Consider the following 15,030-nt stretch of genomic DNA (forward strand, 5'->3'; position numbering starts at 1 on the left):
ATAGGGGGCTCGAAACATATTGCTGAGATATCTAGTAGATTAAAAAATACAAAGCAGCCCGAATTTAAAGAAATCATCATGACTTATAGCGTCGAATCGAATGCTCTCTATGGGTATTTTTATTTCGACAGTCCGACAGAACTTGCGCTTCTTGATGCACAGACCTTCTTAGGTGAGGCGGCAAACTTTTTGGCTGAAATTAAGCTGAGTCGCATTGTGTTTGCCAATCCAATAAAAGGATTTTCTAGCGATCAAGTCCCGCTCAATCGTTATGCGGTTGAGACGGATCCCGAGGCAGGGTGGCAAGAAGAGTTATTTGCCTGGTATGACCAAGAGCACTTGCCTGGTTTAGCGGCCGTCCCTGGATGCGTCAGTGCTACTCGCTGTTTGAACTTGGATCATGCGCCATATTCCTTTTCTTTCTATGACCTTCTTTCTCCAGAAGTTTTAGGTTGCGAACCTTGGTTAAAAGTTAGGCATACCAGCTGGAGCGACAGGGTTAGACCTCATTTCACGAACACGAGAAGAACAATGTTCCAGTTCTTGTAAGCCTATTGGTGACGTCAGTCGTTTGCAGTGATCAGCCCCAGCCATATAGCTGGGTTTTTTTTGGCGCTGCGCGCTTTCAACGACCCTTAATTTGTTGACACTAATGACGTGCATGTAGGGTGAAAACAAGATTCTGAGGGCTTTCTTCATCCACTGGCCAATAGCTTGATTTGGATCAAATCGAAGATTTCTGGCCTAAGCATAATGAAGTTAATTACACATTTTCTAGGATGAAGTCATGTTGAAAAATTTAATGGTGCATTTAGATCAAAGCCCTCGCTGTGAGGCTCGTTTGAAAATAGCTACCGCTTTAGCAAAAGCAAATGGCGCCAGATTGGTTGGGGTATTTGCCCAAAAAGGACCCTCTAAGCTTGTCGGTAGCATGGCAAGCTGGCCCCCACAAGAGTATGTTGAGGCTAGCCAAGAGAGCAAAAAGACATTTGAATCTGCAACCCAAGGATTAAATGCTGAATGGGTAGACATCAATCGAGGAAGTGACTCTGCTGTTTTGGCTCTGGTTTCGGAGAAGGCAAGGTATTTTGATTTAGTCATCATGGGGCAATATGAGGAATCAGGCCTTAATTTTGTCCCAGCCGAGCTTGTTGAGGAAGTATTAACCAACGCAGGCCGTCCTGTACTCATCATTCCGTATGTTGGTGAATTCTCTGGCTCATTTAAACATCCATTAATTGCTTGGAATGCATCGAGCCAAGCTGCTCATGCATTAAATGATGCTCTTCCATTGATATTAAATTGTGACCAAGCCGTTGTCTTGGCTTTTGATTCCAGCTTTGACCGAGCAGAAGCATCCTGTAAAGAGGTTGCCGTACAACTCTCATGCCATGGCATCAAATCTAAAACAGAGGCCATGATCATTGATGATATTGGCGTGATGGATATGCTACTCAACAACGCCTGTGATCAAGGTGCTGATTTACTGGTTATGGGTGCTCATAGTCATATCGGCTTCCCATTCATCAGTCGGGGTGCTGGTACAAGACATATTTTGAAAACGATGGTTCTGCCGGTTTTAATGTCTAGCTAAATATTTTTTTGTTGTTTGTTGGAAGTCTCCTTACTGCTTTGGCAGTTTTAGCCACCTCCGGGTGGCTTTTTTCTTGGCGCAAAGCAGTCATCCGATGCGATGTTGATTTTTAGGTGATACTAAGAGTTAGTAACTAGTAGAATTTAAAAATACGATAAAAATGAGTTTTAACTCATACGGAGATCATATGAAAATCACTTACAAGATATTTGCTTTACTGATTTCTTTCGTTGGGATTGGTCAGGTATTTGCTGCCGGAAAAATTCAAATGAATGAATACATGGTGCAAAGCGATACACTTGGCATTTCACTTTACGTACGCAATAAGCACTTAACTGGTATGAAGAAATTCACAGCAGAGAAAACGCTGCTGTATGTGCATGGCTCTACATATCCAGCAGAAACTGCTTTTGATTTATCGCTAGGCGGAACCTCTTGGATGGAGTACATGGCATCGAGAGGCTATGACGTTTGGTTGGTTGACTTGCGCGGTTATGGAAAATCAACTCGCCCACCAGAGATGGATCAACCTGCAGAACAAAACGCACCTCTAGTGCGAACCGATGTTGCTGTGAGCGATGTTTCCAGTGCTGTCGATTACATCTTAAAAAAGCGCAATATTCAGAAGATGAATTTACTCGGCTGGTCATGGGGTACAACCATTATGGGTAAGTACACTACTGAACATAATGAGAAAGTTAATAAGCTAGTCCTATACGCACCTCAGTGGTTACGTCAGGGTGGTGCACCATTAACGGATAAAGGCGGTGCACTTGGGGCATATCGAGTCGCATCAATTGCTGATGCTAAAAATCGCTGGTTAACTGGTGTTCCAGAAAATGCCAAAGCCAGTTTGATTCCAGAAGGTTGGTTTGAGAAATGGGCTAATGCGACTTTTGATACCGACCCTTGGGGCAAGACGCAGACACCTAAGAAGTTACGAGCACCTAACGGAACAGTGCAAGATGCGCGTGAGTACTGGACTGCTGGTAAGCCTGTCTATGAGCCAAAAGATATTCGGGTGCCTGTAATGTTGGTTCATGCTGAGTGGGATGCTGACTTACCTAGCTACATGATGTATGAATATTTTACTAAGCTAGAAAATGCGCCATACAAGGAAATGCTCCAAATCAGTGAAGGTACTCACACCATCATCATGGAAAAGAATCGTATGTTGATGTTTGCGGGAGTGCAGGAATTCTTGGATAGCGGCTTTAAGCCAGAGAAGTAAGTATTTAGCTGAAACGCTAGCCGTCTTCGGGTGGCTAGCCTTCAATAATAAATTCTGCGTTAAGCGGTCGCACACGCTCATCAACATAGTAGCCGCCATACTCACCATACCTTAGGTACTTGCGAGTGCAGTTCATGCACTCGTAGATATCGCACCTGGTGTAAGGGTGGTAGCCAATAGCTATTGGTGCATCAGCAGACCATGAGTTTGTCCCATGAGGGTGGTATTCCTCCCAAGTTTCTGGCTTGTCTTCATCCCGTAGTGTGCCAATGATTTTTAAGAGCTTCAGGTCAAAACTTCCAGGTACAGACTCCCACCCCGGATTCATCAGCGCATTGCAAGTGCCGCATTCCGAGCTTGCCTGATTTAAGCGCGCAAGCTCTAAGAGCTCACTTGAGCGTGTAATTTTGAGCATTCGTTAGTTTGAGCTAAAAGGGTAAATCATAGGCTGAATTTAGCCTTAAAGTTTAGGAACAAGACAATATATTTGCGTTATATTGACATGGTTAAAACTATATAAATAAATTCAGGAGATTTGTTAATGAGCACAACTGGGATTGAAATTCATCCAAGAAAAGAAGCCTTTCAAGAGGGCATCTCCGCTCTAACGGGGCTGGCAACCTCAGTGGTGAGTGATGTCATGGGCAGGACGATTGGCGCAGTCAGTATTCTCCCGGTGAATAAATCTTCTGTCTCCGTTTGCGGTAATGCCGTAACAGTTAGCGTTCGTGCTGGGGACAATCTTTTAATTCATAAAGCCTTGCAAATCCTAAAACCAGGTGATGTCTTGGTAGTGGATGGTGGTGGCGATATAACGCGTGCCCTGTTTGGGGAAATCATGATGACGGTTGCCAAATCGAAAGGTGCGATTGGCTGTGTCTTTGATGGTGCTATTCGTGATGTGGATGCTTTTGAGAAACACAAATTCCCATGCTGGGCTCGTGGCGTGAATATGCGCGGCCCTTATAAGGATGGCCCTGGATCGATTAATACCTCAATTAGTATTGGTGGCATGGTCGTCAATCCGGGTGATGTGATTTTGGGTGACTGCGATGGCATTATTGCTCTATCTCCAAACATTGCACTCGAAGCTGCCAAGTTGGGTAAAGAAAAAGAAACGGCTGAACGCAAAACCATTCAATCCATTTTGGATGGTCAATATAACGATGCTTGGGTGGATGCCACTTTAAAACAAAAAGGCGCCCTATGAAAAAAGCCCTATTTACTTTTGCTTTAAGTATCCTAGCGATCAATGCCATTGCCGCATATCCAGATAAGTCCATTAAGTTTTTGGTTCCGTGGCCTCCAGGCGGCGCAACGGATCAGGTGGCGCGTATCTTGGTTCAACCCTTAACAAAAGAGCTGGGCGTTTCAGTATTTGTTGAGAACAAGGGTGGGGCAGGCGGGAACATTGGCACCCAAGCTTTTGTACAAGATAAACCTGATGGTTACTCTATTTTGATGGCCACGAGCTCTACCAATGCTGCTGGCCCTCACTTATTTGCGAACCAGGGATTTGATGCCGCTAAAGATTTCACGCCAGTAGTGCTGGTCTGCACGATTCCAAACATCATGGTCGTGCCAGCTGCATCACCCTGGAACAGCATGAAAGATCTCATGACTGATGCGAAGCAGAACCCTGGAAAGTTTACTTATGGCTCGGCTGGTATCGGCGCCTCTCAGCATTTGGCTGGAGCGCAATTTAAAACGGTGACTGGTTTGGATATTCGTCACGTTCCCTATAAGGGGAGTGGTCCGGCAGCAGTAGATTTGATGGCTGGGCATATTGACATGATGCTGGATACTGGGTCACTCAATAATATTAAAGCGGGGAAGCTGAAGGCCCTTGGTGTAGCTGCTGATAAACGTATTCCTGAATTACCTAATGTACCCACGATGAAAGAAGTAGGTGTGCCGATGGTAGCTAATGCCTGGTATGGCGTCATGCTCCCAGCTGGAGCCCCAAAAGATATTACCGAAAAACTGAATGCAGCTTTTAATAAAGTGCTGAGGGATCCTGAGGTGAAGCAGCACCTTCAATCCATAGGTGCACAGGTTGATGGTGGCTCTGTTGCTGATTTCACAAAGTTTTCTCAATCAGAGATTAAGCGTTACGAAGGTATTGTCAGAATGTCAGGGGCTCCTAGAGAGTAAAAATGATGAAGAAGATGATCTCCAATGTTTTATTGTTTTGCGGGTTTCTATTCTCAGTCCATTCGATGGCTCAGGACTATCCGAATAAACCAATTAAGGTTCTGGTTGGGTATGCGCCAGGTGGCGCGGTAGATTTAGTTGCCAGAAGTTTGGGACAAAGTCTTTCTGGCTCAATGGGGCAAGCTTTTGTCATTGAAAACAAGCCAGGTGCTGGGACTAATATTGCGGTTAAGCAATTGATTGATAGCCCGCCAGATGGATATACGCTGATGGTTGCAGCCAATGCCTTAGCTGCCAATATGGCTCTTTATAAACCTCAGCCATTTGATGTCGATAAAGACATCACCCCAATTGCAATGATTGGTAGCGTCCCGGTAGTGATAGCTACAACTGCTGGAAGTAAGTATCAAAAATTATCAGACCTGATTAAAGCGGCAAAGGCAAATCCGGATTTCATTACCTACGGGTCACCAGGCAATGGCGCAACCCCACACATGGCCATGAAATTCTTTGAGCAGGCTGCTGGAGTTTCCTTTAAGCATGTCCCATATAAAGGGGGCGCACCCGCCATTACAGACTTAATCGGAGGCCAGTTAGATTTGGTCGCAATGAATATGCTTGAAATTGCTCCTCAGGTTAAAGCTGGAAATCTTAAAATCATTGCAGTGATGAGCGCTAAGCGCTCCCCATTATTTCCAGGTGTACCTACAATTGCAGAATCTGGATTTCCTGGATTTGAGGCTTCTGTTTGGTATAGCTTAATTGCGCCTGCTAAAACACCAGCAGGGATTGTGAAGACATTGCACACAGAGGTAGAGAAAGCACTCAAATCGAAAGACATGATTGAGCGTTTAACTTCGGTTGGCGGCGAGGTCAATCCCGGTAGCACTGCGCAATTTACAGCCTTTCTTAATTCAGAGCGCAAGCGTTACGAAAAGCTGGTTCGCGATGCCAATATTCAGCCTGATTAATGCCCAGAAAATAAATTGATGAGATATCGTTTTTTCTGGGGCAAGGTGTGCGGATTCGTTTTTTCACTCATCCTCTGCGCTTGCTCCACTGCACCGCAAAACTCTATAGCCCCTCAAGGGGAATTAAAGATGGGCCTCTATAAAGGCACACCAACTTCAATCTTGCCAGCTAAATTAGCCAGTGGCGATCCTCGGGGAATCGGATATGAATTAGGCGGAGATCTCTCCACCAAGTTAGATGTTAAATACTCTCCAGTAGTTTTTGAAAAGAATGCTGATGTTCTGGCAGCCGTGAAAAAAGGTGAGGTCGATTTAGTGTTTACGAATGCCAGTGCTGATAGAGCGCAATATATTCAATTTTCAAAGACGGTGATTCAGATTGAAAAGGGATATTTAATTGGCCCTCGAAGCAAAATTAATTCACCTTCTGAGTTGAATCAACAGAAAGTCAATATTGGCTATAGTATGGGCAGCAACTCTGCGCGAGAACTCCCAGGCCTTATTCCGAATGCCACACTGGTACAAACCACGTCGACGAAGCAAGCTATTGAGCTTCTCAAGTCTGGTGAACTCGATGGTTTTTCAAGTAATAAAGCGATTCTGTATGAAATGGCGGGAAGCACACCTGGATCGAGAGTGCTGCCAGTAGTTATTGGCTATGAAAACCTTGCTTTAGGAACGCCTTTAAATAGAAATGGCACGACAGAGCAGTTAAATCTCTTTGTTGATGAAATAACTGCCTCAGGGAAATTAAAGGCGATTATTGAGCGCTCCGGTATTCAAGGTCTTGCTGCAAAATAAAATGATAACTAGAGAGATGCAGAATGATCATTGACTGTCATGGGCACTACACCACAGCGCCAAAATCTTTAAAAGCATGGCGTGACGCGCAAGTTGCCAACTTAAGCACTCCTGAGCTTGGTCCAAAAGTATCAGACCTCAAGATCAGTGATGATGAAATCCGAGAATCAATAGAGCAGAATCAGTTGGCAAGGATGCGTGAGCGCGGCATTGATGTCACCATTTTCTCGCCCCAAGCCAGTTTTATGACACACCATATTGGTGATTTCAATACATCAGCAACCTGGGCCGCTATCTGTAATGAGCTTTGCTATCGAGTGACTCAGTTATTCCCTCAGCATTTTGTAGGCGCTGCAATGCTCCCGCAATCACCTGGTGTCGATATCAGCACCTGCTTGCCTGAAATGCGTAAGTGCATTAATGAGTATGGATTTGTGGGTATTAACCTCAACCCCGATCCTTCTGGAGGGCATTGGCGCGATCCGCCCTTAAGTAATGCCTACTGGCATCCTATTTTTGCAGAAATGACCGCATTGGATGTACCTGCCATGATCCACGTCAGTACCAGCTGTAATGAGTGTTTTCATACGACTGGTGCACATTATTTAAATGCAGATACCACAGCATTTATGCAGTGTTTAACTTCTGATTTGTTCGAGAAATTTCCAAAGCTACGCTTTTTGATTCCACATGGCGGCGGGGCTGTTCCTTACCACTGGGGGCGCTTTAGAGGCTTGGCTCAGGATATGAATATTCCAGACCTCAATCAGAAGCTTCTGAATAATATCTACTTTGATACTTGTGTTTACCATCAACCAGGTATCAATTTATTGACTGAAGTAATTCCGGTGAAAAATATTTTGTTTGCCTCGGAAACCTTTGGTGCCGTGAAAGATATTGATCCTGATACTGGATTCTATTTTGACGATACGCGTCGTTATATCGATGAAGTGAAGTCATTGAGCGAGAAGGATCGATCAATGATCTTTGAGGGTAATGCTCGAACAGTATTTTCTAGAATCAACTTCAGAATTCCTAAGTAAAAAGGCTTTAGATGACATCCCAAGAATTTGATCAAAAATATAGACCTCGCCTAGAAAAGTTAGCAACATCCAATCTCAGTGACGCCCTCGATAAGCTGGGAATTTCTGCGGCGGTGATTGGGATTCTTCCTCAGTGGGGCAAGACGAAGGTAGTTGGGAGAGCGATAACCATTCGCATGATTGCCGCGGGAGCTGTTGAAAGTAAGACGCATTTGGGCGTAGATGCCATTTTTTCAGCTTCACCCGGCGATGTGATTGTGATCGATAACCGCGGGGACCTAAACAATAACTGTTGGGGTGAGATTCTCTCCATGGGTGCGCTTAAAAAAGGGATTTCAGGGGTGGTGGTTGATGGGGCTGTACGTGACGTTGATACCTGTGAAGAATTCGGCTTTCCAGTGCATGCACGGGGAACAGTACCCATTACTGCCCGTGGGCGCATTGTGCAAGAGGCATGGAATATCCCAGTCAGAATTGGCAATATCCCAGTTATTCCTGGAGATGTCATGGTTGCTGATGTGAATGGTGTAGTGGCTATTCCAGCTGCAAAACTTGAGCTAGTTTTGGATGCAGCAGAAGCCATTGCCAAGAAAGAGCTCGCCATGGTTGAGGCTTTAAGACAAGGCCAGTCAATGATTGATGTCGATAAGCAGTTTAATTACGAGCAAATGCTCAAGCATTAATTCATCTATACGAGAGGGCGCCCAATGTTGCCAAGATCCAAGCTTAGAAAATCTTTACTAGATTTGAGTTTGTCTTTAGTCGTTTATTTTGGTTTCATTGGTGGGGCATATGCCGAGTACCCATGCTCTGTCGTGAAGATTGTCTCTCCATATCCGCCTGGTGGTGCCAGTGATGTTCTGGCGAGGATCTTAGTCCCGGGACTCACGAAGCAATTGGGCGTCAATATTATTGTCGAAAATAAGACTGGTGCAAGTGGCAATATTGGCACTGAATTTGTCAGCAGTGCTGCAGGAGATGGCTGCACTTTATTGCTGGGGAATAGCACAGGCATTGTGATCAACAGAAATTTATACAAGCTCAGAAGCGATCCTATTCTCAGTCTGAAGCCAGTTGTTGAAGTTGCGGCAGTGCCAATGGTCTTATATGTCAACTCATCCGTCCCTGCAAATTCTTTCGCGGAGCTGATTGCTTTAATTAAAAAAGAACCAGGCAAATATAGTTTCGCTTCTCCAGGTAGTGGTAGCACCCATCATTTATTAGGTGAGTTATTAAAGCTCGAGCAAAAGCTGGATATGACGCATATTCCTTATAGGGGTTCAGGCCCTGCTATTGCTGATGTCTTAGCAGGTCAAGTGCCTATGGCCTTTGAATCGACCGGTGCCATGGTGCCTCATCTGAACAGCGGCAAGGTTAGAGCCTTAGCTACAACAGGATCCGTTAGGGCAAAAAACTTACCAGATGTTCCCACAATGAAAGAGCTTGGCTATCCAAAATTTGTAGTTGAGAACTGGTATGGAATTTTTGTTCCTGCTAAAACTCCAACATCACTGGTGAATATCTTAAATAAAGAAATCAACAAGATTCTAGTCTCGGCTGAAGTTGCTGAAAGCTTAGCAAAAATGGGCTCCATTAATAGCGAGCAAACACCTGAACAGTTCGCTGCATTTATAAAAAAGGAAATCCCTTATTGGGAGCTGCTAGTTAAGCAGTCGGGCGCAACGGCTGACTAGCTTTTGAGCGCAGAAGCAATGCGTCTAGTGAGCTTGGGAGGGCTAGAGTCAATATGAAAGCGATGCCGCTCTTCTTGCATGGCTAGGTCATCGGCTGTGAAGCGGTCAAATCGTCTGAGATAGTCGGCCCAAGTCTCAAATACAAAATATTCCAAGAACTTGCCGGCATGCTCGGCATCTTCAAACAGACTCCAAGATAGCGCCCCTTGTTTGAGCCTGGATCTGCGAGTCTTGGCCATGAGTTTCTTAAATTGCTCTACATGCCCTTTGTTGACGTGATACTCCATGGAGATCATGACAGGACCTTCATCGGGGTCGATATCTCGAGATGGATGTGGGCGCTCAATTGGGCAAACAGGCGTTAAGTCTTCTACCTCATGGCCATTGACAGGATGCTTGCGAATCAAGACTAGCATTACCAATCCAAATACTGCACTTAAGCAAATGCTTACGGTGACATTATGTGCGGTAGTGATCTTCCCCCAAACAAATGCTCCAAGTGCGCTACCCCCCATGAGGCTCATTTGATAAAAGGACATCCCGCGCGCGCGAATCCAATTGGGAAGTGACAATTGTGAGGCGGTACTCAGTGAATTGCCAACAGAGAACCAAGACATTCCACACATCACCATCAGTGGAGCTGCGTACCAAATATTGGGAACTAACACTACTCCAACGGAACTCAATGAAAGAAAGATAATTCCATAGGTAGCTAGTTGATTTGGGTTCCAGCGCGCTCTGATAGTTTGAAGTTGCGAGCCAACCAGAATGGCACCAAATCCGAGGCACGATAGCAATAAGGTAAAGGTATTGGCATTGCCATGAAAGTGATCTTTTGCAATGACTGGAAGCAGGGCAAGCAAACTCGAAGACTGCATAAAAAATAAGAATGATCTCAGCAGAATTGAACGCATCGGCTTGGATTGCCTGATGTATTGAGCTCCAAGGCGCATGGCACCGAAGAAGCGTTCACCTGGCAGGGTAGAAACATAACTCTCATTTTTCCAGCGGACCACGATCCATATCATCCCCAAGGAAAGAATCATATTGAGGGCAAATACAAACTCAGTACCGATACTCGCAATAATGAGTCCAGCAATCAGCGGGCCCAAAATGCGGGATGCATTCATGGCGATGGAGTTGAGCCCCAAAGCAAGATGAAGTGAATCTCGTGGCACAAGATCGGGAACAATTGCCGCATAGACTGGCCAGCGCATTGCCAAACCGATGCCATTAATAAAGGTCAGTATTAATAAGAATGTAGGATTAAGCAGGTCGAATGCTGAAGAGAAAAATAATAAGGTGGCATTGAGAGCTAACCAGAGTTGCGTAAAGACCAGAAAATGCTTGCGATTCAAAATATCGGCCAGAGCCCCGCTAGGAACACCCAATAAAAGTACCGGTAGATTTGCGGCGGTTTGTACTAAGGCGATCAATGTCGCCGAGGTGGTCAACGAGGTCATCATCCAGGCCGCGGCTACATCGTTGGTATACATGCAGACGTTGGCAACTAGCCATGTAGACCATAGCGCTCGAAAAACAGGAAATGACTTTAGTGGAGCCAACCACCCAGGAACTTTGCTTGGTAGTAGGGTATTTATGCTCATAAACCCTATATTACTTGAGCTCTACAAATAGCGTATTGCCACTCACGCTCTAATGGTACTGCAGGCTTATCTTTGAATAAGGTCCATACCGCTATTTTGTATGGCCTGCGTGGCTTGTTGAGAGGTCAGTAGTTGGATTAATTGCTGGGCAGGTTTAGTCTCTTTTGATCCTGTCACAATTGCGGCAGAAAAAGTCTGTATTAGTTGCACCTCTTTTGGGAGTCGACCGATATAGTCAATCCCAGCAATATTGACCAACTCGCTTGTCGGCTGAATGGCCATCCCCACCTCTTTTGCAGCCAACATCGTAGTGGCTTCTTTGCCTCGCTCGGTTACCTTAACGGATATCAGATTGGTAAGACCAAGACGTGGAAAAAGTTCATCAACTAAGTAGATGCCACTAGTGCTCCCAGGTACTACGATCAATTTTGTATCGATGAGACTTTGTTTTAATTCTGCAACTGTGCTGATCTTGGGTTTTACTGCTCCCGTCGGAATTGCTGCACCCAATGGCGCGGTTGCTAAGTCAACATCTGTTCCTGGAATGATTTTTCCAGCCGTCATTAACTCTGCAAGACCTTCTCTGGATAGGATAACCACATCTACACTTGCACCCTTATCAAGTTGGGCTTTGATCGTTTTGGGACCAGAGCCCTGTGATGCGCCTGATAGGGTGGTGACAGTCACCCCTGATGCTTTTTCAAATTGCGGCAGCATTTTTTGATAGGGACCACTAAAGCCACCAGAGATCATGACGGTGAGTTGTGCCATTGCTGATGTGCTGAGAAGTATGGTGGCAATGCTACTGAGAATGTATTTCAATCTTTGCCTTTAATCACTTTGATTTAGTAAATCGTTGAGCGCGTTTGCCAGTATCAACTTCAGTGGTGTAAACACTTCCATCAGAATCCACGGCGATGTTATGCACCCAATGGAAGTCGCCAGCATTTCGGCCGCTTCTTCCAAAGGAGCCCATTTTTTGACCGGTCTCGCGAACAAGTACAGTGACCTCATTATTGGTGCCATCGGCAATGAGGATGTATTTTTGGCTAGCATCGGATGGAATGAGATCCCATACGGAACCAGATCCCTTGGTTTCAGTTTCGTAAGCCATCTCACGAATGAATTTCCCGCTCTTCTCAAATACTTGAATGCGATTATTGGCACGATCACATACTAAGAGTGTGTTGTCTTTCATCAAGCGTACACAATGCACTGGGTTAGCAAATTGTGGTGACGTAGGATTGAAATTAGCCATCTTTTCATCGCTCGGTACGTTGCCATAAGCACCCCAATGACGCTTATAAGCTCCAGTATTTGAATCAAAAACAATGACACGCTTATTAAGATAACCGTCCGCAATATAAATTTCATTAGCAGCGGGATCTACATTCATATGGGCGGGGCGACCGAGCTGAGTCGTGTTATTGCTACCCAAACTTTCTCCTTTGCCACCAATCTGTAGGAGAAATTTTCCTTGTGGCGTGAACTTCAAGATCATATGATCAGTGACATCATTGCCGCCGACCCAAACATTTCCACTAGGCTCTATGTAAATACCATGCTCATTTTTAGGCCAGTCATAACCGGCTCCTGGACCACCCCAAGCATGCAATAGATTTCCTTGCTTATCAAACTCCAGAACGGGTGGTGCAGGTACGCAGCACTTAGACCGACGAGGGGTTAATGTGGCACCCTTTTCATCATCGGTGACAGTGAGTGGGCGATGAATGATCCAAATGTGATCGTTCGCATCTGTAGCAACTCCTGACACTTGACCCAAAATCCAATTGTTCGGCAAAGGCTTGGGCCAGTAAGGATCAACTTTGTATTGGGGTGCCTTGCTTGCCGATTGCGCATACGCGCCGCCACAAATAGCAATGAATAGAATGAGGAAAATACTACGAATATAGGTGTTCATATTGTTCTTCTTAGCGTGTCGCAGGTTTTGATAAATACTCTTTCGATTGCGCCTCACCTTTTAATGGGGTAACTTTGTCGGGGTCAAAGCGAATCATCAGATAGTTAATGTGGTCATCAATCTTGGTGAACCAGTGCCCAGTTCCCGCAGGAATGACTACAACATCCCCTGGCTTTAGATCACGAGAGATGCCATTTAAAATCTCAGTCCCGTTATTTCCAGGACCATTAAATTCAACCACGGTCTTTTGTGTAGCTGGTCTGCGTTGTCTATTGGTAATGTCTGGCCCGAGAACCAATGTGCCAGATCCCGAAATGATGTGATACACCTCGCTAATTTGATCATGCTCTGCCACAGAGTCTGGACTGGGCGCATCAAGCTTCCCACGGTAGACCATGCCGATACCCACTCTAGCTTTGCCAATGTCAATATCACGCACCTGCTGATCAATATGCCTTTCTTCGATTGCTTTTTTCGTATAGGCATTGAGCTCATCGACCGGAATAAAGGTTCCTGGACACATATAACAACTTGGCTGAGGATCTGTTGGATTTACTTTTCCTTGGGCGAGCAAGGAAGTGCTAGCCATGAGCGCGAGCGCGCCACAAAGTACGTATTTCATATTGCCTCCTGTTATGACTTCTTTTTATGCTGAGAAGCTTAGCGCAAAACAAGCGTCTATAAGCTTAGCTCAGGGGTAATCCCTTAGGGAGCTTTGCTATTTGGCATGTTAGATTGGCTCAAAAGGCAGCAACTAAAAATAACGATATTTGGAGATGATGATGAAGCTATTGAATTTTTGTAAAGTAACTTTTTTAGCCCTAGCAGCAGCTACGACGACATTCTCAGTTCAGGCCCAAAGCGGTCCAAAGGATTTTGTCGTCGTCAAACCGGACCAGGTGGTTTGGGGTGATGCTCCAGCTGGCGTGAAAACAACCGTTTTATATGGCGACCCTAATAAACCCGGCATGTATGTCGTCAGAAATATATTCCCCACTGGAATCATGAGCACGCCGCATTTCCACACACAAGATCGTTTTGTCACAGTGATCAAGGGGACTTGGTATGCAGGCACTGACGCTAGTTGGGATCCAGCTACGACGGTTGGCTTACCAGCCGGCAGCATGATGTTTCACCCGGCAGGGGTAGTGCACTTTGATGGCGCCATTAAGGGCGATACTGAAATTCAGATTATCGGCATGGGACCGGTTTCGACTACGTCGGTATATCCGAATGAAGGACGATTCGGCAAGCCGCACAAGCTCAATTAATTTCCCCTAGTGGTATATCTCTATAAGAAAGCTGCTGATTCAAGAGTAGATTGGATTGAGATCAAGATGCATCATTGAATAAAAGGAGCTTTCTTTATGAGCAAGAAACCATTTGATTTAAATGTGATGGCAAATCAACAAAAGGTAATCAAGACTTCCAAGGCTGTAGGCCTGGTTGCTGCTGAAAGTGCTCAAGCGATTGCTCAGATTAATCAGAAAGCCGCTCAAGAGTTAGCTGCACTTTTTCAGAAAAAAGTGACAGAGCTATTAAAGACCCAAGATCCAAAGGCTGCATTTGATCATGTGCATGCTGAAGTGTTGCAAGATGCCGCCAAGGAGGTTTCTCAATATCAGGCTCAGTTAATGGATGTGCTGAGTAGTGGTAATAAGGAGCTCAATCAAATTGCCGAATCTATGATTGAAGAGTCTAAGGTAGATCTGATTCATTTCGTCAACGAAGCCACAAATAATGCGCCCCCTGGATCTGAGGCTTATGTCTCTGTATTTAAGACCTCTTTCAATACAGCCTTACAGAATTTTGAATTAGTGAGAGCTGCAATGGCAGATTCGTTTAATAGCTTTGAAAAGAGCGTTGAAAACGTATCTAACCTTGGTAGTTCGCAAGCCAAGAAACCTGTAAAAGCCGCCACTAAAAAGGGTGCATAGGGTTCAAACGGCCCCATGATGACGAGGCATCACGTGTTCACTGTTCTTAAGGTATGATATTTTTTTAAATAAAAAAT

17 protein-coding genes are annotated in these 15,030 nt (G+C 45.1%); 12 read left to right on the forward strand and 5 right to left on the reverse strand.

The features are described from left to right. The first annotated feature begins 78 nt into the window (after window positions 1-78). From ICN49_RS08385 to ICN49_RS08395, 3 genes are all read left to right on the forward strand, one after another. On the forward strand, window positions 79-549 hold the full coding sequence (locus ICN49_RS08385) for a hypothetical protein (RefSeq protein ID WP_216167461.1): 471 nt from the start codon (window positions 79-81) through the stop codon (window positions 547-549). A gap of 238 nt (window positions 550-787) precedes the next feature. Continuing rightward, window positions 788-1,594: a universal stress protein gene (locus ICN49_RS08390; protein ID WP_216167463.1), complete on the forward strand. Its 807-nt coding sequence runs from the start codon at window positions 788-790 to the stop codon at window positions 1,592-1,594. 187 nt (window positions 1,595-1,781) lie between these two features. Beyond that, a complete protein-coding gene (locus ICN49_RS08395) occupies window positions 1,782-2,825 on the forward strand; it encodes an alpha/beta hydrolase (protein ID WP_216167465.1) in 1,044 nt (347 codons plus the stop codon). A gap of 34 nt (window positions 2,826-2,859) precedes the next feature. Here ICN49_RS08395 and ICN49_RS08400 read toward each other — a convergent pair whose 3' ends face one another. After that, window positions 2,860-3,240: a hypothetical protein gene (locus ICN49_RS08400; protein ID WP_216167467.1), complete on the reverse strand. Its 381-nt coding sequence runs from the start codon at window positions 3,238-3,240 to the stop codon at window positions 2,860-2,862. A gap of 126 nt (window positions 3,241-3,366) precedes the next feature. Here ICN49_RS08400 and ICN49_RS08405 point away from each other — a divergent pair, with 126 nt between their 5' ends. From ICN49_RS08405 to ICN49_RS08435, 7 genes are all read left to right on the forward strand, one after another. Then, window positions 3,367-4,035, forward strand: coding sequence for an RraA family protein (locus ICN49_RS08405; RefSeq protein WP_216167469.1), 669 nt, complete (start codon window positions 3,367-3,369; stop codon window positions 4,033-4,035). Beyond that, the gene (locus tag ICN49_RS08410) at window positions 4,032-4,979 is read left to right on the forward strand and encodes a Bug family tripartite tricarboxylate transporter substrate binding protein (protein ID WP_216167471.1); all 948 of its coding nucleotides are present in this window, start codon (window positions 4,032-4,034) and stop codon (window positions 4,977-4,979) included. The genes ICN49_RS08405 and ICN49_RS08410 overlap by 4 nt, the downstream gene beginning before the upstream one ends. A 2-nt stretch (window positions 4,980-4,981) precedes the next feature. Then, window positions 4,982-5,950, forward strand: coding sequence for a Bug family tripartite tricarboxylate transporter substrate binding protein (locus tag ICN49_RS08415; RefSeq protein WP_216167473.1), 969 nt, complete (start codon window positions 4,982-4,984; stop codon window positions 5,948-5,950). A 129-nt stretch (window positions 5,951-6,079) separates the two neighbouring features. Continuing rightward, window positions 6,080-6,751: a transporter substrate-binding domain-containing protein gene (locus tag ICN49_RS08420; RefSeq protein ID WP_216167475.1), complete on the forward strand. Its 672-nt coding sequence runs from the start codon at window positions 6,080-6,082 to the stop codon at window positions 6,749-6,751. A gap of 23 nt (window positions 6,752-6,774) precedes the next feature. Beyond that, the gene (locus tag ICN49_RS08425) at window positions 6,775-7,794 is read left to right on the forward strand and encodes an amidohydrolase family protein (RefSeq protein ID WP_216167478.1); all 1,020 of its coding nucleotides are present in this window, start codon (window positions 6,775-6,777) and stop codon (window positions 7,792-7,794) included. A gap of 11 nt (window positions 7,795-7,805) precedes the next feature. After that, window positions 7,806-8,477: an RraA family protein gene (locus tag ICN49_RS08430; protein WP_216167480.1), complete on the forward strand. Its 672-nt coding sequence runs from the start codon at window positions 7,806-7,808 to the stop codon at window positions 8,475-8,477. A 24-nt stretch (window positions 8,478-8,501) separates the two neighbouring features. Next, entirely contained in the window at window positions 8,502-9,488 is a 987-nt protein-coding gene (locus ICN49_RS08435) for a Bug family tripartite tricarboxylate transporter substrate binding protein (protein WP_216167481.1), read from the forward strand. On the opposite strand, the gene ICN49_RS08440 is transcribed toward ICN49_RS08435, so the two are convergent. From ICN49_RS08440 to ICN49_RS08455, 4 genes are all read right to left on the reverse strand, one after another. Then, the gene (locus ICN49_RS08440) at window positions 9,485-11,095 is read right to left on the reverse strand and encodes an MFS transporter (protein ID WP_216167483.1); all 1,611 of its coding nucleotides are present in this window, start codon (window positions 11,093-11,095) and stop codon (window positions 9,485-9,487) included. The genes ICN49_RS08435 and ICN49_RS08440 overlap by 4 nt on opposite strands. 66 nt (window positions 11,096-11,161) lie before the next feature. Then, the gene (locus tag ICN49_RS08445) at window positions 11,162-11,917 is read right to left on the reverse strand and encodes a substrate-binding domain-containing protein (protein WP_216167485.1); all 756 of its coding nucleotides are present in this window, start codon (window positions 11,915-11,917) and stop codon (window positions 11,162-11,164) included. A 13-nt stretch (window positions 11,918-11,930) separates the two neighbouring features. Next, on the reverse strand, window positions 11,931-13,016 hold the full coding sequence (locus ICN49_RS08450) for an NHL repeat-containing protein (protein ID WP_216167487.1): 1,086 nt from the start codon (window positions 13,014-13,016) through the stop codon (window positions 11,931-11,933). Between the two features lie 10 nt (window positions 13,017-13,026). After that, entirely contained in the window at window positions 13,027-13,638 is a 612-nt protein-coding gene (locus ICN49_RS08455) for a cupin domain-containing protein (protein ID WP_216167489.1), read from the reverse strand. Window positions 13,639-13,798: 160 nt separating this feature from the next. Here ICN49_RS08455 and ICN49_RS08460 point away from each other — a divergent pair, with 160 nt between their 5' ends. Beyond that, entirely contained in the window at window positions 13,799-14,287 is a 489-nt protein-coding gene (locus ICN49_RS08460; protein ID WP_216167491.1) for a cupin domain-containing protein, read from the forward strand. Window positions 14,288-14,383: 96 nt separating this feature from the next. Next, on the forward strand, window positions 14,384-14,953 hold the full coding sequence (locus ICN49_RS08465) for a phasin family protein (RefSeq protein WP_216167493.1): 570 nt from the start codon (window positions 14,384-14,386) through the stop codon (window positions 14,951-14,953). Window positions 14,954-15,030: the final 77 nt, after the last annotated feature.

It is taken from the genome of Polynucleobacter finlandensis, from assembly GCF_018881755.1.
Classification (GTDB): Bacteria; Pseudomonadota; Gammaproteobacteria; order Burkholderiales; family Burkholderiaceae; genus Polynucleobacter; species Polynucleobacter finlandensis.